General features: G+C 62.7%; 22 protein-coding genes. 9 read left to right on the top strand and 13 right to left on the bottom strand.

The window, feature by feature from the left end; genetic code table 11:
• Positions 1-39: 39 nt before the first annotated feature.
• The 3 genes from M0954_RS18260 to M0954_RS18250 all read right to left on the bottom strand — a co-directional run bounded on the left by M0954_RS18260 (position 40) and on the right by M0954_RS18250 (position 3,098).
• Positions 40-1,734, bottom strand: coding sequence for a carboxylesterase/lipase family protein (locus M0954_RS18260; protein WP_297354726.1), 1,695 nt, complete (start codon positions 1,732-1,734; stop codon positions 40-42).
• 149 nt (positions 1,735-1,883) lie between these two features.
• Positions 1,884-2,516, bottom strand: a complete 633-nt coding sequence (locus M0954_RS18255; protein WP_122155942.1) for an NUDIX hydrolase — start codon at positions 2,514-2,516, stop codon at positions 1,884-1,886.
• 72 nt (positions 2,517-2,588) lie between these two features.
• Positions 2,589-3,098: an Lrp/AsnC ligand binding domain-containing protein gene (locus tag M0954_RS18250; RefSeq protein WP_074268444.1), complete on the bottom strand. Its 510-nt coding sequence runs from the start codon at positions 3,096-3,098 to the stop codon at positions 2,589-2,591.
• Between the two features lie 213 nt (positions 3,099-3,311).
• Here M0954_RS18250 and M0954_RS18245 point away from each other — a divergent pair, with 213 nt between their 5' ends.
• From M0954_RS18245 to M0954_RS18235, 3 genes are all read left to right on the top strand, one after another.
• Entirely contained in the window at positions 3,312-4,328 is a 1,017-nt protein-coding gene (locus M0954_RS18245) for a 1-aminocyclopropane-1-carboxylate deaminase (RefSeq protein ID WP_123387266.1), read from the top strand.
• A 113-nt stretch (positions 4,329-4,441) separates the two neighbouring features.
• Entirely contained in the window at positions 4,442-4,909 is a 468-nt protein-coding gene (locus M0954_RS18240; RefSeq protein WP_133894786.1) for a 1-aminocyclopropane-1-carboxylate deaminase, read from the top strand.
• A 371-nt stretch (positions 4,910-5,280) separates the two neighbouring features.
• On the top strand, positions 5,281-6,483 hold the full coding sequence (locus M0954_RS18235; RefSeq protein WP_297354724.1) for an EAL domain-containing protein: 1,203 nt from the start codon (positions 5,281-5,283) through the stop codon (positions 6,481-6,483).
• A gap of 53 nt (positions 6,484-6,536) precedes the next feature.
• Here M0954_RS18235 and M0954_RS18230 read toward each other — a convergent pair whose 3' ends face one another.
• Positions 6,537-8,042 carry an MFS transporter gene (locus M0954_RS18230; RefSeq protein WP_122155938.1) on the bottom strand — a complete coding sequence of 502 codons (1,506 nt, stop codon included), beginning with the start codon at positions 8,040-8,042 and terminating at the stop codon, positions 6,537-6,539.
• A gap of 257 nt (positions 8,043-8,299) precedes the next feature.
• On the opposite strand from M0954_RS18230, the gene M0954_RS18225 reads away from it, so the two are divergent.
• Entirely contained in the window at positions 8,300-8,899 is a 600-nt protein-coding gene (locus tag M0954_RS18225; protein ID WP_133894788.1) for a nitroreductase family protein, read from the top strand.
• 93 nt (positions 8,900-8,992) lie between these two features.
• Here the strand turns inward: M0954_RS18225 and M0954_RS18220 are convergent, their stop codons facing one another.
• The 4 genes from M0954_RS18220 to M0954_RS18205 form a co-directional block, all read right to left on the bottom strand.
• Positions 8,993-10,363, bottom strand: a complete 1,371-nt coding sequence (locus M0954_RS18220) for an LLM class flavin-dependent oxidoreductase (protein WP_122155936.1) — start codon at positions 10,361-10,363, stop codon at positions 8,993-8,995.
• Positions 10,363-11,631, bottom strand: a complete 1,269-nt coding sequence (locus M0954_RS18215) for an SfnB family sulfur acquisition oxidoreductase (RefSeq protein ID WP_297354722.1) — start codon at positions 11,629-11,631, stop codon at positions 10,363-10,365. The genes M0954_RS18220 and M0954_RS18215 overlap by 1 nt, the downstream gene beginning before the upstream one ends.
• A gap of 2 nt (positions 11,632-11,633) precedes the next feature.
• Positions 11,634-12,887, bottom strand: coding sequence for an SfnB family sulfur acquisition oxidoreductase (locus M0954_RS18210; RefSeq protein WP_297354719.1), 1,254 nt, complete (start codon positions 12,885-12,887; stop codon positions 11,634-11,636).
• A 215-nt stretch (positions 12,888-13,102) separates the two neighbouring features.
• Complete coding sequence (locus tag M0954_RS18205) at positions 13,103-14,059, bottom strand: sulfonate ABC transporter substrate-binding protein (protein WP_297354717.1); 957 nt, start codon at positions 14,057-14,059, stop codon at positions 13,103-13,105.
• Positions 14,060-14,359: 300 nt separating this feature from the next.
• Here M0954_RS18205 and M0954_RS18200 point away from each other — a divergent pair, with 300 nt between their 5' ends.
• A complete protein-coding gene (locus tag M0954_RS18200; protein ID WP_123387272.1) occupies positions 14,360-15,184 on the top strand; it encodes a MetQ/NlpA family lipoprotein in 825 nt (274 codons plus the stop codon).
• A gap of 87 nt (positions 15,185-15,271) precedes the next feature.
• On the opposite strand, the gene M0954_RS18195 is transcribed toward M0954_RS18200, so the two are convergent.
• The 5 genes from M0954_RS18195 to M0954_RS18175 all read right to left on the bottom strand — a co-directional run bounded on the left by M0954_RS18195 (position 15,272) and on the right by M0954_RS18175 (position 20,544).
• On the bottom strand, positions 15,272-16,219 hold the full coding sequence (locus M0954_RS18195) for a PfkB family carbohydrate kinase (RefSeq protein ID WP_122155932.1): 948 nt from the start codon (positions 16,217-16,219) through the stop codon (positions 15,272-15,274).
• Positions 16,216-17,655: a cytosine permease gene (locus M0954_RS18190; RefSeq protein ID WP_123387274.1), complete on the bottom strand. Its 1,440-nt coding sequence runs from the start codon at positions 17,653-17,655 to the stop codon at positions 16,216-16,218. Before M0954_RS18190 ends, M0954_RS18195 begins: the two co-directional genes overlap by 4 nt.
• Positions 17,656-17,704: 49 nt before the next feature.
• Positions 17,705-18,742, bottom strand: a complete 1,038-nt coding sequence (locus tag M0954_RS18185) for an ADP-ribosylglycohydrolase family protein (RefSeq protein ID WP_297354715.1) — start codon at positions 18,740-18,742, stop codon at positions 17,705-17,707.
• A complete protein-coding gene (locus tag M0954_RS18180; RefSeq protein WP_297354712.1) occupies positions 18,742-19,470 on the bottom strand; it encodes a GntR family transcriptional regulator in 729 nt (242 codons plus the stop codon). Before M0954_RS18180 ends, M0954_RS18185 begins: the two co-directional genes overlap by 1 nt.
• Before the next feature lie 84 nt (positions 19,471-19,554).
• A complete protein-coding gene (locus M0954_RS18175; protein WP_297354744.1) occupies positions 19,555-20,544 on the bottom strand; it encodes a porin in 990 nt (329 codons plus the stop codon).
• Positions 20,545-20,901: 357 nt separating this feature from the next.
• Here M0954_RS18175 and M0954_RS18170 point away from each other — a divergent pair, with 357 nt between their 5' ends.
• The 4 genes from M0954_RS18170 to M0954_RS18155 are packed head-to-tail and all read left to right on the top strand — an operon-like array spanning position 20,902 to position 25,361.
• The gene (locus tag M0954_RS18170; RefSeq protein ID WP_122155927.1) at positions 20,902-22,578 is read left to right on the top strand and encodes a methyl-accepting chemotaxis protein; all 1,677 of its coding nucleotides are present in this window, start codon (positions 20,902-20,904) and stop codon (positions 22,576-22,578) included.
• A 32-nt stretch (positions 22,579-22,610) separates the two neighbouring features.
• A complete protein-coding gene (locus tag M0954_RS18165; protein WP_122155926.1) occupies positions 22,611-23,123 on the top strand; it encodes a chemotaxis protein CheW in 513 nt (170 codons plus the stop codon).
• 50 nt (positions 23,124-23,173) lie between these two features.
• The gene (locus tag M0954_RS18160) at positions 23,174-24,643 is read left to right on the top strand and encodes a CheR family methyltransferase (RefSeq protein ID WP_123387567.1); all 1,470 of its coding nucleotides are present in this window, start codon (positions 23,174-23,176) and stop codon (positions 24,641-24,643) included.
• Positions 24,624-25,361, top strand: a complete 738-nt coding sequence (locus M0954_RS18155) for a chemotaxis protein CheW (protein ID WP_123387279.1) — start codon at positions 24,624-24,626, stop codon at positions 25,359-25,361. Before M0954_RS18160 ends, M0954_RS18155 begins: the two co-directional genes overlap by 20 nt.
• Positions 25,362-25,385 lie beyond the last annotated feature (24 nt).

Below are 25,385 nucleotides of genomic sequence, written 5' to 3'. Positions count from 1 at the left end.
AGCTCGATCTCTCGTCGTGTCGCCCATGCAGCCGCGCCCTCACCCCCGCACGACACAATTGCGATCGATGTTGTACTCATAAGGCGGCAAACCGTCGAGCGCGCTTCGCGCTGTACCGCCCGGATTGCGCTCGACGTGGCTCTGCAGGTCGAGCATCATCGTCGCGCGGCCGGTCGCGTCGTACCTGGGCCAGGACGGCAACGCGGGCGTGTTCGGATCGCCGGTGTGCGCAAATGCGGTCCACGCACCCATCACATCCCGTGACAGCCGTTCCAGTTGAGGACCATTGCCCACGAGCCCCGCTGCGGCCTTGATCGTGCCGAACACGAACGGCACCTCGATCGTATGCGGCGAATGCAGCACACCACCCATCACCGGTGTCTTCCAGTCGAACACATAGTCGAAGACCGGTGCCTGCGCCGACTGCAGTTCGGCGATACGCGTGGTATTGCGGCGAAACACATAGTCCGTGCTGACTGCTGCCAGCACGTCTGTCGCGGACGCAGACCCAGCCGCGCCACGGTACGCGTCGATGACGCGCGTGACTCCCGCAGCGTCGATGCGTAGCAGCAGTCCGAGCCGCCGCTCGACAGTCGGCCAGTCGATGGCGAAGTTGTGAGGATCAGCGGCCATATACAACGTCATTTCCGTCGCGGCATTGCCGATCAGCAACGGCACTGACGCGGACTGCGGCGGCGCATCGGGATCGAACGGATGGCGCGTAAAGGTGCGGGTGTCGAGCACCGGCCGGAACGGATCGCTGACCGAGCGCATCGCCGCAAGCAGCGCGTCGACCGGCAGCGCCTGCAACGCGGCAGGGTCCGGACTGGCGAGGCCGAGATTCGCACACAGTGCCTGCGTCTGCCGCGCCGCCTCCTCCTGCGTATCGAGGTGCAGCCCGCCCGAGCAGCTTTCGATGACCGCCTTGTGAAACAGGCCGTGTGCGGCCGGCATGTCCATCAGCGCTCCGACCTTCGATGCGCCGCCAGACTGCCCGAAAATCGTCACGTTGTCAGGATCGCCGCCGAATGCGGCAATGTTCTCGCGCACCCAGCGTAATGCCGCGACGAGATCGAGGATGCCGGCATTGCCCGCATCGGCAAAACGCTCGTCCGCATCGCCGAGATAGAGATAGCCGAACAGGTTCAGCCGGTGGTTGACGGTGACGACCACCACGTCGCCGCGCTGCGCGAGACGCGTGCCGTCGAAGCCCGGTGCAGTGCCGGCGCAACCCCACCAGCCGCCACCGTGCAGCCAGACCATCACTGGCCGTTTGGCCTGCGTGCGTCCAGCAGACGGAGCAAACACGTTCAGGTGCAGACAGTCTTCGCTGACCGGCTCGATCGTTGCATACCACGCGCTGAGGGCATCGAGCTTGTCCACGTGCTGCGGCGCGGATGGGCCGAACATCGTCGCGTCGAGCACACCGCTCCATGGCTGCAGTGGCTGCGGCGGCAAAAACCGGTTGGCTCCGCCGGTGCTCGCCGCGTAGTGAACCTGTTTGAATACGTCGACGCCGTCGACATGCAGGCCGCGCAGGCGTCCCGCCGCCGTTTCTACCACCGGCGCCGAGGCTGTCGCTGCCCGCGCGGCGGACATGAACAGCGCAGGCGCGACACTACCGCCGACCGCCAGCGCGAGACCCTTCAGGATAGTGCGCCGATCGGGATTGCCCGGCGCTTCCGCCGTATCGGCAGATGCCGGTTCCCGGCGGTCATGGCTGCCTGTTTCCATCGGTCGGCTGTCTCCTGGTTCGTGGACTTTTCAGGCGGCGACTTGTCTCAGTGTCGACAAATCAGCTGTCTCGAACCAGATTCTAGCCGCGCTTATCAGGAAACATCAATTAAGTGTATACACCACACCTCGGCACGCGACCGGCAAGTTCAGTCGAATTCCATGCCGCCGTTAGCTCGAAGCTCGGAAAGTCTTCTGATTTGTTCCGGCAAGACGCGCCCCTCCGACAACGGCGGCAGCGCGTCGATCGGAAAGAACTCGACGGCATCGGTTTCCACTCCCGAGATGTCGCCCGAAGAGACAATCTTCCCAAGAAACACGAGCTTCCAGATGTGGAAGACAGAAGGCGGATGGTTGTGCTTCAAAATATCCCACACCGCAAGCAACCGCTCGATGGTGACCGTGTAGCCGCTTTCCTCCCAGACTTCGCGCATAGCGTTTTCGGCCGGCGAGGCGCCGATGTCGGCCCAGCCGCCAGGAAGCGACCAGAGGCCATCTGACGCTTCACGCACCAGCAGCACGCGACCCGCGTCATCGAACACCGCGCAGCGCACGTCCAGCTTCGGATTGGCATAACCTTCTTCGCGGCTGAAAAGCTGCACGATCTCTTCGGTGCTGATCTCAGCCACTTCGGCAAGCTGGGCCTGCGCAATGCCCAGCAATTCCTGATAGCGCTCCCTGTCGAAAGCGCCAGTCGTGTAATGCAGGCCCGTCTGGGCGATTGCCAATAAACGGCGAGCCTGGGTCAAACGTCGTTGCATGGATTCAGCAGGTGCATTCATGGGAGCGTTCCGTATCTGCGCGATGGATGAAATGCAAAACCTCACTGTAATTCAAACTCTCGCCACTCAGCGTTACACAGGCACACTCGTCGTCGAAAGTATCTCCTTGAGTACAACGAACGACCGGATCTGCCGCACGCCCGGCAGATAGAGCAATTGCTCCGCGTGGAGCCGGTTGAAACTGTCGCTGTCTTTCGTGCGCACCAGCATGAAGTAATCGAATTCGCCGGTCACGACGTGGCACTCCATACAGCCCGATACTTTCTGCGCCGCTTTCTCGAAGTCGGAAAACGACTCCGGCGTCGACCGGTCCAGCACCACACCGATCATCACGAGCATGCCGGCGTCGAGCGCCTTCGCGTCGAGCAGTGCCACCACCCCGCGGATCAGCCCCATCTCCTTGAGCCGCTCCACTCGTCGCAGGCAGGCCGGCGCGCTCAGATTCACCTTGGCCGCCAGCGCCACGTTCGAGACCGACGCGTCGCGCTGCAACTGACGCAGGATGGCCCGGTCGACGCGATCGATCTCCGGGCTTGACTGGCGGCCCTGCGGCGCAGGGTCACGAAATTTTCTTGCGGGCATGGTGGTTCACGAGAAGTAAATGTACGTAAAAAATACCATCAACCTACTTAAACTCACAAATTGTCAATTTATTCGCAACCATGTTTCTTGCGAACTTTTCTACTATAGACCTCATTGCAGCATCGATTGCCACAGCATCGCCTCGCGATCCATCCCGCGTCGGGCGGGCAGATTGCGTCGATGCTGAGACCCGCTTTATCACCGGAGACTTGCATGAATCTGAAGAAATTCCCGCGCCATTCCCTCACCTTCGGCCATACGCCGATCCAGGCGCTGCCGCGTCTGAGCCAGCACCTGGGCGGCAAAGTCGAGCTGTACGCGAAGCGTGAAGACTGCAACAGCGGCCTGGCGTTTGGCGGCAACAAGACACGCAAGCTCGAATACCTGATTCCCGAAGCGCTGGCGCAAGGCTGCGACACGCTCGTTTCGATCGGCGGCATCCAGTCGAATCAAACCCGTCAGGTGGCCGCGGTCGCTGCCCATCTGGGCATGAAATGCGTGCTCGTGCAGGAGAACTGGGTCAACTACTCGGACGCGGTGTATGACCGCGTCGGCAACATCCAGATGTCGCGCATCATGGGTGCGGACGTGCGTCTCGTGGCCGACGGTTTCGATATCGGCTTTCGCAAGAGTTGGGAAGACGCGCTGGAAAGCGTGCGCGAGGCAGGTGGCAAGCCGTACGCGATTCCGGCCGGTTGCTCGGATCATCCGCTGGGCGGTCTGGGATTCGTGGGCTTTGCCGAAGAAGTCCGGCAGCAGGAAGCAGAACTCGGCTTCAAGTTCGACTATATCGTCGTGTGCTCGGTGACGGGCAGCACGCAAGCGGGCATGGTGGTCGGCTTTGCCGCCGACGGCCGCGCCGACCGTGTGATCGGCATCGATGCTTCAGCCAAGCCTGCGCAAACGCGCGACCAGATCTTCCGGATTGCGAAGCAAACGGCCGAGAAGGTCGAATTGGGCCGCGACATCGTCGCCAAAGATATCGTCCTCGATGAACGCTACGGCGGCCCCGAATACGGACTGCCGAACGAAGGGACGATGGAGGCCATCCGCCTGTGCGCCAGGCTCGAAGGCATGTTGACCGATCCAGTCTATGAAGGCAAATCGATGCAAGGCATGATCGACAAGGTACGGCTTGGCGAATTCCCGGCTGGATCGAAAGTGCTTTACGCACACCTGGGCGGCGTACCGGCGCTGAACGGTTATAGCTTCCTGTTCCGCAACGGTTGACGGCCGCGTCGCGGTAGCAAGCGGTCACCCGGCACGGCAAGCGTTTTCGGGTGGCCGCTGTAGTTGCGCAGGTTCCAGTGCTCTCGTCGTGACATGCCTCAACGGAGAACGTAATGCAATCCAGTGGTGAATCACTCGCTGCGCGCTGGCGTCGCGCACCGTCCCGTCTCACTCAAGTCTGCATCGTCACCGATAACACCGTCGCAGACACCTTCGAACAGGCGTTGGCCGTGCGTTTAGAGAGTTCGCCACAGGTCGCTTTATTGCGGCTCCTTGACCCTGCGGCCACGCATGGCGAATGGCTCGTGTCCCGCGAGCATGGCGCGATCAGGTCAGCGAGACCTGGACCCGCAAACGGAATCGAACAGGCCCTCGACCCCCTCCCACGCGACAGCCGGCTGTTGCTGTGCTCGCAGGATGTGGCCGCACTGGAGTGGCTCGGCGGCGTCATCGGCCAACGGGTTTTCTTCGCCCACTATCGCCCCAGTGCAAGTCACGAACTGCAACTCGGCACCATGATCGGCACGGTGGAAGATGCGCTTCGCGCTTCATTGTCCGAGAAGTGGGGAGACAGCTACTGATCGGGTTCCGCATAAATAAAATTACCGGAAACTTTCAGAAGTGCACCACGACAGTTCACGAAAATCGGACTTGCGGCGCACTAATTTGAGAATTGCTGGCATTCATCGGCCATAAAGCGGTAGCATCTGGCGGGTCAAATGCGGCGTTGGCGTGTGTCACCAGAATGACAACGGGGTTCACTCTTCCATCCTGTCCATAGCCTAAACAGGCTGTCTCCTAGCGGAAGACTGCCTGCGGGTCCTTTTTGTCGAATGCAAAAAGACGCGAAATACCCAAAACGCAACATCCGGGCCAAAGGGTCAAGCACGTGAAAACCGGGAAGCCTCAAGTGGCGTTCCCAGTCGGCGAAGAATATGACCAAGGTAGCCAAATGAAAGCTGAAGTCGTTGTCGCTCGTCAGCCGATCCTCGACAGGCAGGGTCTTGTCGTCGCGCAGGAACTGCTGTTCCGGGAAGCGGGAGACGATGTAGCGCGGATTCAGGACGGGTACTCGGCGACCGCTGCGGTCGTCGAGCGCACGCTGGGCGTGTTGGGTATCGAGTACGTGCTCGGCCATGGCGACGGCTTCCTGAACTGCACAGGCGACTTCCTGTTTTTCGGCGCGGTCGATGTGTTGCCGCCGTCGCGCTTCGTGCTCGAGATTCTTGAAGGTACGGGACTAACCGACGAATTGGCCGCGCGATGCGACGAGTTGCGCCTCGCCGGGTTTCGTATTGCGCTCGACGATGTCCGCTCCCTCACCCCCGACATCGAGCGGTTCCTGCCGCACGTCGATATCGTCAAGCTCGAGTGGCCGTACCTCACGCCGGAGGAAGCCGCCTACGCCATCGAGCGATGCAAGCGCGCCGGCAAGCGGGTGCTGGCCGAAAAGGTCGAGGAGCGAAGCGACCACGCAGCGGCCTTGCAGGCCGGATGTGATCTGTTTCAGGGTTATTACTTTGCCAGGCCGCAGTTGCTGACGGCCAGCAGAACACCCTCACGATTCGCCGCGGTATTCCGCGTGCTGCAGTTGCTGAGAGACGAAGCGGACGGCGTGCATCTCGAGGACGCGCTCAAGCATGCCCCTGCTCTGGTCATCCAGTTGCTGCGCCTTGCCAACAACGCGGCCAGACGTCGCTGGAGCCACGCTCCGATCACGTCCATCGGACAGGCAGTGGCCGTGGTCGGCAGTAAACAGTTGATGTTGTGGTGCTGCCTGCTGCTGTATGGAAATCCGGCGGATTTGCGATTCGGCCACAGCCCGCTCGCACAGCTTGTGCAGCATCGGGCCAATTTCATGGAGCGCGCAGCGGGCGAACTGACGCCTGAAGACGGCGACTTCCAGGAGGCCGCCTGGCTTTGCGGACTTCTTTCGCTGGCCTACATATCGTGCGAGGTCACGCCAGAGCGGTTCTTTACCGATATTTCCATCGACATCGTCATCGAGGAAGCCATCGTCGAGCATGCCGGTGTGCTGGGCACGCTGCTCACGATTGCCGAGCATCTCGAGCAAGGACAGTTCGACGCTGCCTTCAGGCAAGGCCGCACGCTTGGCGCGGAGTTCGCTGGCAAGATACCCAGTCTCGCTCTGTGACGACTCACGGCTAGCGTGCTATATGCCAGCCGGTTCTCAACTCAACTTATCAGTTACGCAGCGATGGCCGCCTCTCGCTCCACTGTCGCCGGCTCCGCATAATCCTCAGCGTCGACGTCGTATCCCGACGGCTCCCAGCGGATCGCCAGCAGCACAAGCAGCGAAGTCAGCGGCGCGACCGCAATGACCCAGAACACCTTCGTCCCGAGCGCTGCGGCCAGAACCGGGAACAGAAACAGCGAAACCGTCGATGCAGAGCGCACCAGCGTCTGATTAAACCCCACCCCGATGCCGCGCAATGAAGTCGGATAGCTCAGCGATGCATACGTCATCGAGTGCGAACCCGGTCCGAAGCCTTGCCCAAACAGATAGCCGCCGAGCAACAGGATCGCCAGCACGACGAGTGCGCCGCTGCTGGGCTTGCCGATCAGCGCAAGGCCGATCAACGACGCGAACTGCAGCGAATGCCCTAGCACCGTCATCTTCCACGCGCCCACGGTAGGCGCGGTGCGCACCCCAATCAATCCACCCACAAATGCAAACGCCAGATTCAACGTCAACGCGGCGACGATGGTCGTCAGCGGGCCTTGATGAAAGAAGCTGGCGATGATCACCGGCAAGCCGAAGATAATCGCGTTATAGCCGAACGAAGATGCGGCACCGATCGTCGCGGCGAGAATCGTGCGGCTACGGTAAGTCTGGTTGAACAGCACACCGTAGTTGCGCCACGACGCGGCGCGCGGCGCCTTGACCGGTACATTGCTGCGCTCGACCACGGCATCGATGCCATACGAGCGCTTGAGAATGCGTGCGGCTTCCTCGAGATTGCCCTGGTTCGCCGCCCACACGGGTGACTCGCTGATGTAGCGGCTGCGCACCAGAATGATCGCGATGGCGGGCACTGCGCCAAAGGCGAGCGTCAGGCGCCACAGCCAGCCCAGTTGATGCTCGGGGAGAATCGCATACAGCCCGAGAATCAGCAGATAGCAGGTACTGGTGGCCGCATACCAGGCGGGGCACCACGCGGCCACGCTGGCGGCCTTGTTGCCTTTGCCCGCCACCCGTGAAAACTCCGCGAGAAACGCCATCGCCACCGGCAGATCGAGGCCGACACCGAAGCCCATTAGAAAGCGCGCCCCACCAAGCACCCATGCATTCGGCGCAAGACCGGCGGCAATCGCCGCGACCACGAAGAACAGCATGTCGGCCATGAAAACGCGGTAACGTCCAATGCGATCGGTCAGATACCCGCCGAACAGCGCGCCGAGAATGGCGCCAAATGTGATCGCCGATGAAACGAAGCCCACCTGTACCGGCGAAAGTGAAAACTGGCGCGCGATGTCCTTGATGCCATAAGCCAGCGAGGTCAGATCGTAGGCATCCAGAAAGACACCGCCGAGTGCGATCGCAATCACGATGCGCGCGTTGCTGCCTTTCGCAGCGCCCGCGTTGACGATGCGCGAGACGTCCTGAGCGGAACGGATAACGGCGTTGCGGGAAACGCTTCCCGCCTGCACGGAGGTGTCGACAGGTGTTGAAGGAACGGCAACGGTAGACATGAGTTCGGATTTCGCGCGAGTCGCTAAGCGCTCCATGGTAGCCATGCACCCTGCATCGGCAAAACGACGAATTTATATAAGCAAATCTGCGCCGCTCCGCTTTGTATCGTCTTGCGCAGAATCGGGTATAAATGCTCTATGCGCCTCGTCGAGCCTTCAAGGCGTGGTGTTTGCAGCCCCAGCTCTGGCTGGAATCGTCCGCGCGGCAGCAGCGCCCACGGTCACCGGCCAGCCTTCATTTCTTTCTGGATCAAGACATGAGCACATCGAACGCGGCCCGTTCGGCCGAACATCCGATCGACATTCAGTTCCTCAATCGCTGGTCGCCCCGCGCCTTCACCGAGGAAACCATTCCCGAGTCCACGCTGCTGACCTTCTTCGAAGCAGCGCGCTGGGCGCCCTCCTCCTATAACTCGCAACCTTGGCGATTTGCGTATGCACGTCGCGGCACCGAGCATTGGACGCGCTTTCTCGAGTACCTGAACGATTTCAACCGGAGCTGGGCCCAACACGCGGCGGCCGTCGTGATCGTGCTGTCGAAGGATAACTTCACGCCGCCGGGCGCGACCGCCGAAGTACCTGCCGTCACCCACTCGTTCGATACAGGCTCGGCATGGGCCTATTTCGCGCTGCAGGCGAGTCTTTCCGGGTGGCACACCCATGGCATGGCCGGTATCGAACGCGACAAGATCCGTCAGGGACTGGCGGTTCCGGACGGATATTCGATTGAAGCAGCGGTTGCGGTAGGACGGCTGGGGGATAAAAGTCTTCTGCCGGAGCAGCTTCAGGTGCGCGAAGTACCGAGCCCGCGCAAACCCGTGGCCGAATTCGCCGGAGAGGGACGCTTTGTTCCCTGAGGGCGTTGAAGAGGTTTAAGGAGCGGTTCAATGAGGCCGGCGAGGTTCGTGCCGGCCTTGGTCCATGCCGCTGCCACTTAAGCGGCCTCGGTCTTAAGCGGTCTCGGTGGTCCGGCGCCTGAAACTGGCTGCGGCGTGCCGCTCCGGCAACTGGTCGCCCTCACCGAACAGCTTGTGCCGTAGCGCGCCGTCCTCGTACGCGGTCTTGTACAGCCCGCGGTTCTGCAGCTCCGGCACCACCAGATCGATGAAGTCCTCGTAACTCTCCGGGACGACCGTGCGGCTCAGATTGAAGCCGTCTACACCCGTCTCGTCGACCCATGCCTGCAGTTCATCCGCGACCTGCGCGGCGGTGCCGACGATGGCCGGATAGCGGCCGCCCATCTCGAACATTTCGAGCAGCTTGCGACGGGTCCAGCCATGCTGTTTCGCCGTGCGCGTCGCCGATTCGATGGCGTTGGTCGGGGCATAGTCGACCGGCTCATCGAGATCGTATTGCGCGTAGTCGATACCCGTGCTGGCCGCGAAATGCGCGAGACCTGCTTCGCGGCTCGCGTAACGCAGATAGTCCGCGTATTTCTCGCGCGCTTCGCTCTCGGTGGCGCCCGTCACGACCGCCGCACCGACGAATATCTTGACGTCGTCCGGTTGCCGCCCCGCCTGAACCAGTTGCTCGCGCAACGTACGCACCGTCTCACGTCCAGCCGCGCGGTTCGGCGGCGAGATGAACACGCATTCGGCGTGGCGCGCCGCAAAGCGCTGGCCGCGCCCGGAACTGCCGGCCTGGAACAGCACCGGCGTGCGCTGCGGCGACGGTTCGGCGAGGTGGTAACCCTCGACGTTGTAGTAACGCCCCGCGTGCTTCACCTGATGCACCTTGGCCGGATCCGCATAGACGCGGCCAGCCTTGTCGCGCAACACGGCCCCCTGCTCCCAGCTGCCTTCCCACAGCTTGTAGAGAATCTCGAGGTACTCGTCCGCGCGCTCGTAACGTTCGTCGTGCGGCAGTTGTTCGGTGAGGCCCATCGCACGCGCCGCGCTATCGAGGTAACCGGTCACGATGTTCCAGCCAATGCGGCCTTGCGTCAGATGATCGAGCGTCGAGAAGCGGCGTGCGAGCAGATACGGCTGCTCGTAGGTGAGATTGACCGTCACGCCAAAGCCGAGGTGTTCGGTCACGGCGGCCATCGCCGAAACCAGCAGCGTGGGATCGTTGACCGGCAACTGGATCGACTCGCGCAACGTCACATCCACGTTGTGCTGATAGACGTCGTAGACACCGACGATGTCGGCGAGAAACAGGCCGTCGAACAGGCCGCGCTCGAGTGTGCGGGCGAGATCGGTCCAGTACGGCAGCAGGCGGTAATCCGTGGAGCGGTCCCGTGGATGTGTCCACAAACCATGGTTGATATGGCCCACGCAATTCATGTTGAACGCGTTGAGCAGAATCTGTTTCTTTGCCATCACAAGGCTCCATGCCGCGGCGGCAGCTTGTCGTTGAGATAGAAGTTACCCACCGCATGATACTTCCAGCGCACCGGATCATGCAGCGTATGGGTGCGCGCATTGCGCCAGAAGCGGTCGAGGCCCAGGCCATCGAGCGTCGCAGCGGTGCCGGCCAGTTCGAACAGGCGCGAGCCTGCATCCAGCGACACGGTGGTGGTCAGCGCCCGCGCTTCGGCTACCGCGACCGAGGCTTCAGCTACCGAACGATCCGTAGGTTTAACCTGAGCGGCGTCGACGAAACGGCCCGCGCGTCGTAGCAAAGCCTCCGCTGCGCGCAGACGCACGGCGAGGTCGCCGAACTGCGCGATGGTCAGTGGATCGTCGGCCGCGCGCTCGACCTTGGCGTCGATCCATGGCCGCGAACGTTCGCGCACGAACTGCAGGGCGGAATCAAAAGCGCCGCGTGCCTGGCCAAGATCGATCGCGGCGTGCATGATCTGCGCGACGGGTCCGATCGTTGTAGCGTGTTCGAACGAAACCTGAAACGGCACGACCCACTCGGGCTCGACACGCACATGTTCGAACTGCACCGAGCCGCTGCCGGTGACGCGCTGACCGAAACCATCCCAGTCGTCGGTCACGGTGACGCCAGGCGTGTCGCGCGGCACAAACGCCAGGTAGGTGACGTCGCGGCCCTCATCGTCCGCCACGACCAGTGTGGGTATCCAGTGTGCGTAAGGCGCGCCGGTGCAATAGAACTTGCGGCCGTCGACATGCCAGCCTTCGGCCGCACGCGTCAACCGCGTGCGGCGTTTGAAGTCCTTATGGCCGATCTCGGCGAGTGCATTGCCGAAACGCTCGCCAGCCAGCACACGCTCATAGAAAAACCGTTGCTGCTCGACGCTGCCGCCCACGCGCAGCACTTCCAGCGCGTAGAAATGGTTTTGCGGAATCTGGCCGAGCGAGCCATCGGCCGCGGCGATAATCGCGGTGACTTCGGCGAGCGTGCCGTTGCGCACACCGGCACCGCCAAATTCGCGTGGCACCGTGATGCCCCACAGGCCGCTCGCAACGAAGGCGTCGAGTTCGGCCCACGGCAGCCGTCGCTCACGGTCGCGCAGCGCGGCCTCCGGTGCGAACTTCGCCGCAAGGCGGCGGGCCACCTGCAGCGCCTCGTCATCGTTAGCGATCAGATCAGGGGTGCCCGGCGCATGCGCATGCAATTCGCGAGGCAATGGGGCAGGCGCAACACCGTCGCGCGGTTCTACGGAAAGATCGAGGCTCATGTTCAGTTCCACGAATGACGCGCAGGCAGCACGTGATTCAGATGATAGTTGCCGAGCAGATGCAGTTTCCAGCGCACGGGATCGTGCAGCGTATGGGTGCGGGCGTTGCGCCAATGGCGGTCGAGATTGTGCGCGGCGCGGGTGGAAGCGGAACCGGCCAGTTCGAACAGCTTCTCGCTCGCTTCGAGCGCGATGCGGGTGGTCAGTATCTTGGCTTCGGCCGCTGCCACCGACGCACGTGCGCTGGCTTCGGCATCGATCGTGTGAGCCGCGGCAATCGCATCGAGAATGTGACCTGCGTCCTGCAATACCTCATGAGCCGCGTGCAGGTCGATCTGCAAACGGCCGACATCCGCGATGATGTAAGGGTCGTCGGTTGCGTGCTCGAGGCCAGAATCGACCCACGGCCGTGCGCGCTCGCGCACGAACGTCAGCGTATCGGCGACTGCGGCCTGCGCGATACCTTGATCGATAGCCGCCTGAATCAGCTGCGACGTCGGGCCGAACAGGCCGGGACGTTCGGCGAGTTGCCAGATCGGCAACACGTCCTGTGGATCGACCGGCACCTGTTCGAACGTCACCGTGCCGCTTGCCGTCGTGCGTTGACCGAACGAGCTCCAGTCGTCGACCACACTCAGACCCGACGCATCGCGCGGCACCCAGACCTGCACGGCGCGGCCATCGTCGTCTGTCGCGCGGGCCGGAACGCGGTGTGCGAACAGTGCACCGGTCGAATAGAAACGCTGGCCGTCCAGGCGCAGACCGTCGGGTGTGCTGGTCAGCCGCGTCGTACCTTGCAGAATGGTTTTAACGTTGGCCGAGCGCCGTTCCGGGCCGGCGTTGCCCAAGCGCTGACCCGCGAGGACCTCGCCGTAGAGGAGCGTTTTCTGGGCTGGTGTGCCAATCTCGCGCAAGACGCCGAGCACACCGAAATGGTTTTGCGGAATCTGGCCTAAAGCCGGATCAGCCGCGCACAGGATCACAAAGACTTCGGCGAGCGTTGCATAGGAAACGTCGGCGCCGCCGTATTCGCGCGGCACAGTGATGCCGCCGAGGCCGCTTTCCGACCATAGATCGAGTTCGGCCCATGGCAGCAGACGTTTGCGGTCCCGTTCAGCGGCGCCTGTGGCGAACTGCGCCGCGAGCGTGTGCGCGGCGGCGAGCGCTTCTGCGTCGTCGGCAATGCGCTTCACACGGGCCGGGTCGGGACGCCGCGGCAACGGTGCCGCGGCAGAGGAAGCTTCGGGAGTGGACATGATGTTTCGTACCGACAGGTTGACACCCGTCCGCCCTTCGCGCTTCAACCCTTTCCATGGCGAAGCACACCGCCTGCGTGACGCTTGTGGCGGACAGGTCGAATCGTCTATTGGACCAGCCCGGGCCTGCCGCGCCTACTATCGAATTGGAACTTGCTTATGACGATTTTCGATTTCCCGAGCGCGGCGTGACGCTCAGGCTGAGGTTCACGTGCTCACGCCAACGTGGCGTCCTTCGTCACAATCTTCTTAGGAATCAGCTTCAGCTCGTAGAACGTGTCTGCGATGCGCTGCTGTTCTGCGAGCACTTCGGCGTCGATCGGTTTGTAGACATGTGCGTAGTGCTGCAGGCCAGTCTGGATGATCGATGCGTCGAGCCCCTGAATGGGCGCGAGTTCGGCGGCCGCAGCAGCGGTGTTCTGCTTCACCCACTGGCCTTCCTTGCCGAGTTCTTCCATGACGATCGCGATCACGTTCTGACGCTTCTGCGCGAACTCACGCTGGCTCAGAAAGAACTGATGATGGCTGGCCACGCCCTGCGCATCGGCGAGCAGGCGCGCGTTGCTCTGCGCCTCGGCGGCGGCGAGAAACGGATCCCAGACCGCCCAGGCGTCGACTGAACCCTGCTCGAGAGCGGCGCGCGCATCGGCGGGCGCCAGATAGATCGGCTGGATGTCGCCGAAGTCGAGGCCATTCTTGCGCAGCAGCGCCACGATAAACCAGTGAACGTCCGAACCCCGGTTGAACGCCACCTTCTTGCCCTTCAGATTGGCCACGGTCTTGATGGGAGAGTTTTTCGCAACGACGACGCCTTCAGCATGAGGTGTCGCGACTTCATACGCCGTGTAGACGAAGTCCGCCCCGGCAGCCTGCGCGAATACCGGCGGCGCCTCGCCGACATAGCCGAAATCGATCGCACCGACATTCAGACCTTCCAGCAACTGCGGGCCAGCCGTAAATTCATTCCACGTGACCTTGATGCCGAGCGGCGTCAGCCGCTTTTCAAGCGCGCCGTGCGCTTTTAACAGCACCAGCGTGCTCGCGGCCTTCTGATAGCCGATCCTGAACTGATCGACTTTGAACGTGGCCCACGCAGGCAGTGCGGTGCCCGCGAGCGTTGCGCCGAGAGCAGCAAGGAAGGTCCGGCGGCCCCGGATTGTCGAATGGTTCATTGTCGTGTGTCCATGATTGACGGATCGCGTTGGCTTCACTTGTAGCCAACGTCGTGGGTAGCGTGTTGGGGCAGACCAGACGGAGCGCCCCGTTTCCAATGGAGCACGGAATCTTACGCGTCAACGTCGATGCGTCGAAACGATCTTTCGCGTTAAGCAAATATCCAATCGTGGATAGAGCCGTTTCGCACTTTTTATATATGCCTCAGCGGAGTTAGCAACGAACGGAAAAGTATTTGCCAGCAACCTGACCTCTTACATAGGATTCGGCCATCATCAACTCCATGACCACCGTGTCTCATGAATAAACGAAACCTGCTTAAAACCGCGCTGGCCACTGTCGTGTTCGCCCTGGGCGTCGCCACCTCGCAACTTTCATTCGCAGCGCCGCAAACCCTGCGCGTCGGCATCATGTCCGGCGAAGATGAAGACGTGTGGCGCGTCGTTGCCGCAAACGCTGCCAAGCAGGGGCTGGTGATCAAGGTCACGACGTTCTCCGATTACACGCAGCCCAATGAAGCGCTCTCGGAGCACGACCTCGACGCCAATTCGTTCCAGCACAAGCCGTATCTCGACGCGCAGATCAAGGCGCGCGGCTATCAGATCGTGCCGGTGGGCTTTACCTATGTGCAGCCTATTGGTCTGTATTCGCGCAAGGTCAAATCGGTTGCCGATCTTCCGGATGGTGCGACCATCGGCGTGCCGAACGACCCGAGTAACGAAGGCCGCTCGCTGCTGTTGCTGCAGGCCCAGCATCTGATCACGCTGCGTGCCGATGTCGGCCTGCTGCCGACCGCCCGCGACATTGCAGACAATCCGAAGCACATCCACATCAAGGAACTCGACGCGGGTATCGTGGGGCGCGCCATCGGCGATCTCGACGCCGCCGTGATCAACACGGACTGGGCCGTCAAGGCCGGCATCAAGATTCCGCAGGAACGGATCGCCCAGGAACAGGTGACCGGCAATCCGTATCGCAACTTCCTCGCCGTCAATGCGAAGGACGCGAATGCGCCATGGGTCCACGCTCTCGTCCAGAGTTATCAGCAGCCGAACGTGGCCGCGGAAATTCTCAGCGTCTACCACGGTGCGACGCTGCCGGCATGGAATGAGGCAAGCCACTGAGGACAACATGTGCCGGTGACTTTAGCGGAGGGTGAAATGCGCCGGGCCTTTGAAAGAAATCGGAGGGCCGGCGTACGTGGCGATCAATCAGCCACGCGAATCTAGAAAGACGTCAATTTGCGTCGAATCCGGCGCGGTCGCCGGACCATACCGCGTAACTGCCAGCGCCCCCGCTGCATTCGCGCGAGTAGCGGCAGTACGCATATCGGCGCCCCTTGCCAGCATCGCGAGGAATACACCGGTATGCGCATCGCCGGCGCCGTTGGTATCGACCGCCTCGACCGCGAAACCGGGCACATGATCGCGTTGTCCCGCTACGCGCAGGTCGCACCCGCGCGCGCCGTCACGCACAACTGTCAGCGCGGCGCCTCGCAAACGCATGCCGATAAAATCGAACGCTGCGTCGAGATTGTCAGTAGCGGCGAAACGCAGCGCTTCCGCCCGGTTGCTTGTCCAGATCGACACGACGGCCAACACACGCCCGAGCACCGCAGCGTCAATCGAATCGACGAGTGGCCCCGGATCGAAAGCCACGCGCGTCCCCACAGGTAACTGCTCCAGCCACGCGACCAGCACCGCAGCCTTGTCAGCGAGCATCAGGCTATAACCGCTCACATAGACGATATCGTCCCGCGTCACCTCTAGCGTATCCAGTACGCTACGTTCGAGCACACTCTCGGCACCCATATGCGAAACGAAGGTGCGCTCGGCATGTGTGTCGACGAGGGCCACACATAAGCCCGTGTCCTGAGCCGCGACTTGCGCAGCGGCGATATCCACCCCCTCTTTCTCTAGCGCCGCACGGGCCATGTCACCGAAACGCCCGCTTCCATGACCGCCTGCATACACCACGCGCATGTGGTTGCGACGCGCCGCAGCCATCACATTGAAACCACCGCCTGCTTCGAAACCAGCGTTGGTCGCAAGCACGTCGCCACCCGGCGCCGGAAGCGCGTCGATCTGCATGACGAGATCGACGATCACCTGGCCGGTATGGATCAATCGCGATACTTTTTCGGGAGCTGCCTGAATCATGCTGTCTTCCAGTTTTTTGCCGACCTGCGTGCGCCACCCAGGCTTGCATACACGCCCGCTGCAATCACGAAGGTGACAATCCAGCCAAGGCCATTGCGACCGAGCCACGAATTTGCCCATACACCGTGAATCTCGCCCGTGGACAGGAAGCAAAATCCAAGCGCGATGGCGATCGCCCATGCGCTGAAAGCACGCCACTCAACACCACCTTTGTACCAGTAAGCGCTACGCGGTGAGACATCCAGCAGATCAGTCGAAGAGTACTCCTGACGATGCATCAGATCGACCAGGCAAATACCGACCCAAGCCGTAATCGGCACGGCCAGCAGCGAGATAAAGCCGATAAACGGACCGTAGAAACTCCCGGCGATCAGCATGAAGTAGATCGAGCCAGTGAAAATCACCACTACGTCCACCACCACCGCCTGGACCCGTTTGACTTTCAGGCCCAGCGTCAGCGTCGTCAGGCCTGCAGAATAGACCGACAGGTAATTGGACAGGAGCAGACCGCCGAACGCTGTGATCAGATAAGGAACTGCCATCCAGGTCGGCAACATGTCCCGGATTGTCGCAATCGGATCGCTGGTCGAAGCGAGCTGATCGTTGCCGGCCGCAAGCAGTGCGCCGAGCGTGACCAGCAGAATCAGCGGAATACCCGCGCCGAAAGCCGCCGAGGCCACCAGTGCCGGTCCCTTGACGGTGGGTGCCTGATAGCGTGACATATCCGCGCCCGCATTCGCCCAGCCGATTCCGGTGCCCGCCGCAATGGTGCCAATCCCGATGACGACCGCACTCATCGGCGCGGGTGCCGCCTGGAATACGGCGTGCCAGTCGATCCGCGTCGCGAGAAAGCCGGCCACAATCAGGTTGAGTACGCCGAACACATAAGTGGACCACTTCTGGATCACAAGCAGTGTGGCATGGCCGAAGCCCGACACGATCAGCGTCAGCACAACAAACACGGCGATGAACACCAGCGTGAGCACCGGCGCATGGGTCGCTTGCGCGGGGGTGCCGAACACGATGGTTGCGAGCGAGAGGAGCACGTAGGCGGCGGTTGTCGTGTTGACCGTCTCCCAGCCGAGCCGCGAGAGCAATGACACAATGGTCGGCCCAATGTTGCCGCGCACCCCGAAGATCGCCCGCGAGAGCGTCAGACTCGGTGCATGGCCGCGCCGCCCGGCAATCGAAATGACCCCGACAATCGCGAACGATCCTGCGGCGCCGACGATCGCCACCAGCGCGGCCTGCCAGATCGCGAGATGCTGGAAAGCGACGAGCGTCGCGCCGAGCGGTAGTCCGAGAATGCTGATATTGGCGGCGAACCAGACCCAGAAGAGCTGGCGCGGATGTCCACGGCATTCGCTGAGCGGTACGGGTTCGATACCGCGCGTCTCGACTTGGCGAGCGCTGATTGACGGGCGTGACGAAGCCATCTGAGTCGAATCTCCAGATTGAAGGAAACCACCGAAACGGACCTGCGCGTCAGAAAGAGCGGGCGCGCAATCCAAGCAAACGGTCGACTAGCGGATCGAGATCGAGCGCGTTCACGCGTCGAATCGTCTCGACAGGTCCAGCCGGCAACGCGCCATAACCCGAGCACGCGCCGAGAATTGCGCCTAGCATCGCGGCGATCGTGTCGGTGTCCCCGCCCAGGCTCGCTGCCGCGCCCAGCGCCGCCTCGATCGAGGTACCGCGGCGCTCGACGTCGAACGCCAGCGCGAAGGTGGCGACCACCGACTCCTGCGACGCGACCGAGGTGCCGATCACGTTGTAAATCACATCAGCCGCATCGTGCTCCGCAGATCCGTGGATCAGTTCTCGGGCGTGACGCAGGCGAGGCCCGATCCGTCCGCCTGCCACCCAGAAGCCGCGGCTCGCCGCCTGCTCGGCCATGTCGATACCGGCCTCGAGAGCCGCACCAAGGCTCGCGCCGTTCAGTCCCGCCGAAACCGACGCGGCCACGGCGGCCGCGCTCGCAATGCCGAGCGTGGTGTGATGCGTCACGACACACGACTGCACCACCGCATCGATAAACGCCTCGCGCCGCTTCAGGTCGAACGCAATGCCGATCGGCGTCACGCGCATCGCCGCGCCGTTGGTGGTCCCGAAGCGCCCGGTACGCAGGGGATCTTCACCGGCGGCGATACGCTCGATAGCCTGTTTGGTGGAAGGCCCGAGCAGGTCGAGCGAGCCGCGCGCCTTCATTGACGCTTCCCACTTCATCAACGCATGCGCGAACGCCTTCGGCTCGATCGTGCCCTTGCCGTCCACCAGGAGCCGGGCAACCAGCATGGCCTGCTCGGTGTCGTCAGTGATGGAGCCGGCCGGCAGATTCGGTGCAATCGGCTGATCGGCAAATGCGCTCTCCAGCTTCTCGATACGTCCGAACTGTTCAGCGATGCGCTCGCGGCTCAGCGACTGCGTCGGCATGCCGTAAGCGTCGCCAAGAGCAAGACCGTAAAACGCGCCGCGCGCACGATCGGTCAGTTCGGGGTCAGTCAAATCCAAAAACGAAGACATCAGAATTCCAGATGTAGTGCAAAAAACGCCGGATCCAGCAAGCTCACGACGTACTCGATGATGCGTTCGTCGCGGTCGCGCGTGAGCCGTCGCGAACGCAGAAACGACGTGCCGGCGCGGCGCTTGAGCAGGCGTGCATCGGCCGCTTCGAGACCGACTACCTCGGCCCATTGCTCGCCGTGATGCGGCACCATGCCGTGCTCGATCAGCGTGCGGTTCAGCGAGCCGCCTACGAGCCCTTGCAGCGGCAGTGCCGCAAGCTCGTCGCTGAACGGCAGACGGCTGCGTTCCAGCGAAATGCATTGCGCGCCTGCACCGATGACTCGCATCCGGTCAATCGCCACGAAGTTGGCACGCGTGAGCTTCAGCTCCTGCGCGAGCGCCTCGTCTTCGACCAGCGCAATCTGCAGCAAGCGGGTCTGCGCACCGCCCTCCGCCTTTTCGATGGCGGTGGTCCAGCCGAGCGTCCCATCGATCGTCTGGCCGTTGAACGTCACGAACGAGCCGATCCCACCTTTGCGCGTAATCAGACCGCCGTTAGTCAGCAGATCGAGTCCTTTGCGCACGGTGTTGCGGCTCACCGCAAAGCGCTCGACCAGTTCGTACTCGCTTTCCAGTTGCTGACCGAACGGCAAACGTCCACTCAGAATGTCCTGCTCGATTGTGGCGGCCACCATATGCGCCTTCGAACGCCCGACCTCATCGCTCTTCACTGCCCGTTTCACCATCTTGCGGCTCCTGTGCCCATGCGGCCCCGGCCTTCTCTCCAACCGGTCCGTCATTCGAAAAGCACAAGTATGCACATGTTTTCCTTAAAAGCGTTGCACGATGCCCAACTGAAAACCGCGCGCATCGGCGCCGGGGTAGGCAAGCGGCAAGCCCGCATTCGCCGACCCGGCCAGCCGGTATTCCGCCTGACCGTGGTTTTGCAGGAACGACAGCGCGCTATACACGGTCGTGCGTCTGGACAGCGTATAGGTGTAGAGCGCCGCGAGCTGGCTCGCGTTGTTGCCTTGTCCCGTCTCGTCGTGCAGATAGGTGTAGCCGAACGCGAGCGCGCTCGACGGCGTGAACTGATATAGCGCCGATGCGCCGTATACGTTCACGTCCAGATCGATATCGGCCCACCTGGAGCCGCTCCATCCCGCGTATAGCGTGGTCTTGCCGATTTGCCAGGACAGCCCGGCCTCCTCGGTCCGGTCGGTCGCACTGCCATCTGCGTTCTTCACGGCTTGCGCTGCGAACACGGCGGCCACCGGTCCCCGCGAGTAGGTGACATCCGCCTGATAGCTCGAGCCCGGCGAGCGGAACCCGCCGGCATCGCCAAGACCCGTGTAAAGGCTGAACTGCAAACCGGCCAACGTCGGTGACGTGTACGAGACCGTGTTGCTCGTTCGCACCGTATAGGTCATGAAATTGCTGAAGCCGGATGCCTGGGTGGCCGCGCCGAACGCGTCGAGTCCGCCCTGGTCGTTGAATACCGGCGAGTTCTGGCGGCCAGCGCGCAACTCGCCCCATCCTCCGGATACGCCCACCCAGGCGGCACGATTGAACAGGCTGCCCGGCGAGGCAAACGTGCCGTCGTTGGGGTTGAAGCCGTTCTGCAGATCGAAATTGATGTGGTTACCGCCGCCGATATCCTCGCTGCCGCGCAGGCCGATACGGCTCGCCCATTGCCCCGACGAACCCACCGCACCGGTATATCCGCTGCCCGTGTTCACCACCTGGACGAACTCGTCCACGATGCCATACAAGGTGACGCTCGAATCCGCGCGCGCGGCGGGTGCAAGGCAAATCAACATTACAGCGGCCGGCAGGCGAATGTTCATGATGAGCGATATCGGATTGGCGGGTGGCGGATGCGCCCACCTGTTCCTTTTTGCACAACAACTAAAGTACATGTAGGAACATGTATGAAATCTAAGGCGCCGAATTTGAGTGGTCAAGCACGATCGGATGAGGGGAAACCCGCAGAGTAAGAGCCGCCATGTGAACACAAACTGCGATTCTCATAGCCGACTCTGGCACAATTTACCCTCACTAATCTCCCGATCGACTTCCAGGCCGCGGGTGTAGCGTCGTATCCTGGGCCGAAACGGGCAAAAAATGCATTTGTGGGCTCGCGTCCACGGACCAATCGTCAGAGAGAGACATCGAAAATGGCCACTGTCACGCCACGTGCGAGCAACACGAACCTGCCGGGCATGCTCAGCAGCGGCCGGTTTACCCTGGGCACACGCATCGTGCTCTGCTTTGGGGGGCTTTTCCTGCTGATGCTGGTAATGGCCGTCATTTCATACACGCGGCTGCGTTCGATCGACGAAGAGGCCGTCAGCCTGCGCCGCGACTCGGTGCCCGGCCTGTACCTCGCCACCAGCCTGCGCGCGGCGGCCAACGAGAGCTATGCGACGCTGGAACGCGCGATCTTCGTCGATCCGGACGCGCAAAGCATGGCGCGCGATCTCGACAAGCTGCCCGAGATTCTGCGCGCCTTCGACAAGGTCTCCGCCGACTACCAGAGCACGGTGTTCCGCGACGACGACCGCGAACGTTTCAACACCTTCAAGACCGCCTACGACCAGTATCTGGCGCTCTGCAACCAGGCCGCGACGCAGGCCCGTACATCGAGGCCCGCGGCGCAAGCACAGTTCGTTGAGATGACACCTACGTGGGACAACCTGATCCGCGCCGCGAACGTGCTGGTCGCGGAGAACCACGCTCAGGCCGACGATTCCGCCCAGTTGATCCGCACCTCGGTGAGCGGCACTGAAATCACGTTGGCCACTGCGCTCGGCGTGGTGCTGCTGGTCGCGCTCGTGACCGGTTACTGGCTCTTCAAAGCAGTCACGGTGCCGATGGCCCGACTGGTGGACGTCCTCGACGTGATGCGCACCGGCAATCTGGCGCAACGGTTGAACCTGCGCCGCAGCGATGAATTCGGCACACTGGAAAACGGCTTCAACCGCATGGCCGAGGAACTGACGAGTCTGGTTTCGCAGGCGCAGAAGTCGTCGCTGCAGGTCACCACTTCCGTGACGGAAATCGCCGCCACGTCGAAGGAACAGCAGGCCACTGCCAGCGAAACGGCCGCGACCACCACCGAAATCGGCGCCACGTCCCGCGAGATTTTCGCGACCTCGCGCGACCTGTTGCGCACGATGAACGAAGTCGCCGGTGTGGCCGAGCAGTCGGCAACGCTCGCGGGCGCGAGCCAAAGCGGCCTCACGCGCATGGAAGACACCATGCGCAGCGTGATGGAGGCAGCAGGTTCGGTGAACGCCAAGCTGGCCATCCTCAATGAGAAAGCGGTCAACATCAATCAGGTCGTCGCGACCATTACCAAGGTGGCCGACCAGACCAACCTGCTCTCGCTGAACGCGGCGATCGAAGCCGAAAAGGCCGGCGAATACGGCCGTGGGTTCGCAGTGGTGGCGACCGAAATCCGCCGTCTTGCGGACCAGACCGCGGTGGCGACCTACGACATCGAGCAGACCGTCAAGGAAATCCAGTCGGCCGTTTCGGCTGGCGTGATGGGCATGGACAAGTTCTCCGAGGAAGTGCGCCGCGGCATGCGCGACGTACAGCAGGTGGGCGGCCAGCTCTCGCAGATCATCAACGAAGTGCAGACGCTCGCGCCGCGCTTCCAGATGGTCAACGAGGGGATGCAGACCCAGGCCACCAGCGCCGAGCAGATCAACCAGGCGCTGTCGCAACTCTCCGAGGCGGCGCAGCAGACCGCCGAGTCGCTGCGCCAGTCGTCGCAGGCGATCGACGACCTCACGCTGGTCGCCAACCAGTTGCGCACCGGCGTGTCGCGCTTCAAGATCGACGCGTGACGCCGGCTACCCGCTAAGCACAGGCCATCGCGATGCTCTTCCTCCTGTTCGATCTGGACGGCGACCGCTACGCGCTCGACGCGGCTGGGATCGTCGAAGTGCTGGCGCTTGCGCCCACCAAGTCGATCCCCGGTGCACCCGCCTGGGTGGCTGGCATGTTCGAGCGGCATGGTGAAACGGTGCCGGTGATCGACATATCGCAGCTTGCACTCGGCCGCCCAGCGCGGCAACTTCGCTCTACGCGCCTGGTGCTGGTTCATTACCGGGCTGCGGACGGGGGCGAGGCGTCAGCGCGCGATGACGGCGGCGAGTCCGAGCATCTGCTTGGCCTGATCGTCGAGCGCGCCACGCAGACGCGGCGCATCGAACACGAGCGGTTTGCCGAAAGCGGTATCGCCACGCCTCATGCGCGCTGGCTCGGGCCGGTCGCAAACGACGGCGTAGGTCTCGTGCAATGGGTCGAGGTACAGCAAATGCTTACCGACGAAGTGAAGGCCTTGTTGTTTCCGCAAGCCGAAGCAGCGCAACCGCCCGCTGGACCTTGACGCACGTGACGAGCGAACCGCATGACGCGTACAACAACCTGAACCGCCCCATGAACCCCACCGATCCCTGCTTCGAAACCTGGCTCTCCCAGGAGACCGGGATCGACGCGTCCTCGCTCGGCATCAATGCCCTTGAGCGCGCGGTGCAGGACCGGGTGCGCCTCACGCTGTCTGTCGACCCCGTCAAGGCCGTCGCCGAAGACGCTGTAGACGCTTATTGGCGACTGCTAATCGATTCGCCCGAAGAACGCCTGGCGCTAATCGAAGCACTGGTGGTCCCCGAGACCTGGTTTTTTCGCGACCGCGAAGCGTTTGTCGCGCTGGCGCGGCTCGTCAATGAAAAGCTGGCGCGCGATCCGGCCCGTGTGGCGCGGGTGCTCAGCGTGCCCTGCTCGAGCGGTGAAGAACCGTATTCAGTGGCAATGGCCCTGTTCGATGCGGGGATCGGCGCGCAGCGTTTTACCGTCGACGCGTTCGACATCAGTGCGCGCGCCATCGCGCTCGCGCAAAAAGCCGTCTACGGACGCAATTCGTTTCGCGGCGGCGAGTTCGAGTTTCGCGACCGCCATTTCGATCCGCTCGACGGCGGATGGGTGCTGAACGAACGCATCCAGCAAGCGGTGCGTTTTACGCAGGCGAACCTGTTCGACCCGTCGCACAACGCTGGCACGCGCTACGATTTCATTTTCTGCCGCAACGTGCTGATCTATTTTCACCGCGATGCGCAGGATCGCGCGATCCATCTGCTCGACGCGCGACTGGCCGACGGTGGAACGATCTTCGTCGGACCAGCGGAAACTGGCTTGATGATGCGTCATACGCTTAGCTCGGCGCGCATTCCGCTGGCGTTTGCGTTTCAGCGCACACCGGCCGAGGAACCGTGCGCGCCCGCGTTTACGTTACCCGGCAACACAGCGGCGGCGCCTCAAGCCGCGCCGGGGGCTTTCGCCGCTACACGTGCTGCTGCGGCGCCCTCCTTTGCGACACGTCCGCAGCCGGTCGCGCCGGCGCCGCGCCCGGCAACGTTTGCGCATGCAACTACCCAGCCGCCCGCACACGCAACCAGACAAGCGCATGGACACGGATCAGCTGGCGCCCATGCGAAACCTGGCGCTTCCGCGGTTCCGGACGAGTCGCTCGCCGAAGCAGGCCGCCTCGCCGACGCCGGTGAATTCGACAAGGCTGAGCAGGTGGCGCAGGCATTTGTCAACGTGCATGGCACGGACGCAGAGGCGTTCTATCTGCTTGGCCTGATCGCCGACGCGCGGGGACGTACAGCCGACGCGAGCGACTATTACCGCAAGACGCTCTATCTCGAGCCTGCCCACTATGAGGCGCTCACGCACCTTGCCGCGCTGCTCGATATGACGGGAGACAGCGCCGGCGCGCAGCAACTGATGCGACGTGCCCAGCGCGCCGCGTCCAAGGCGCACCAGATGACGCCCACGACAAGCGCCACGAAAGCAACGGATGACCCTTTGAACCTACCGCGAGGCAAGCATGGCTCACGGCGCTATTGAGACCAAGGGCATGGTCACGTTCATCGACGATTGCTGGAATCGTATCGGCACGCGCGGCGACGGCTCATGCCCGAAACTGGCCGAGCATTCGCGCTGTCTCAACTGCCCCGTGTTCGAGCAGGCTGCGGCACGGCTGCTTGATCGGCCGCTCGACGAAGCGGATCTCGTGCCTGCGGCGGCAGCTTTGAAACCGCGCGGGCTGCCTCACGACGGCACGTCGCAGACGTCGCGCGCAACCGATACGAGCGCCGCGTCCGCGGCCACGCAATCGGCGCTGGTATTTCGCATTGCCGACGAATGGCTTGGTTTGCCGACGGCTGCGCTGCGTCAGGTCGACGACATGCGGCCGATCCATTCCCTGCCGCATCGGCGCAATCGCGTCGTCCTTGGGCTCGTCAATATTCGCGGCGCACTGACGGTGGCCGCTTCGCTTGGCGAACTGCTGCATCTGGATCGCGCGTCCAGTGGCAAATACGCATCGCGCAACAGCTATGCGCGCATGCTGGTCGCCGCGCATCGCGGAGAGCCGGTGGCTTTTCCGGTAGATGAAGTCGAGGGCGTGGTGCGCTTCGCGTCCAGTGCGCTGCTGCCGGTACCGACGACGCTCGCACATGCCAGCGCCTCGCATTCATGTGGCGTGCTTGCATGGCACGAGCGCACGATTGGCCTGCTCGACACCGACCGTCTGTTCGAATCACTCGCCCGGAGTCTGCGATGAGTCACGACGACGATCTGGGCCGCC

It is taken from the genome of Paraburkholderia sp. (genome assembly GCF_026225065.1).
Lineage (GTDB): Bacteria > Pseudomonadota > Gammaproteobacteria > Burkholderiales > Burkholderiaceae > Paraburkholderia.
The sequence above is the reverse complement of the archived record's forward strand: the minus strand, read 5'-3'. Positions and strand labels throughout refer to the sequence as shown.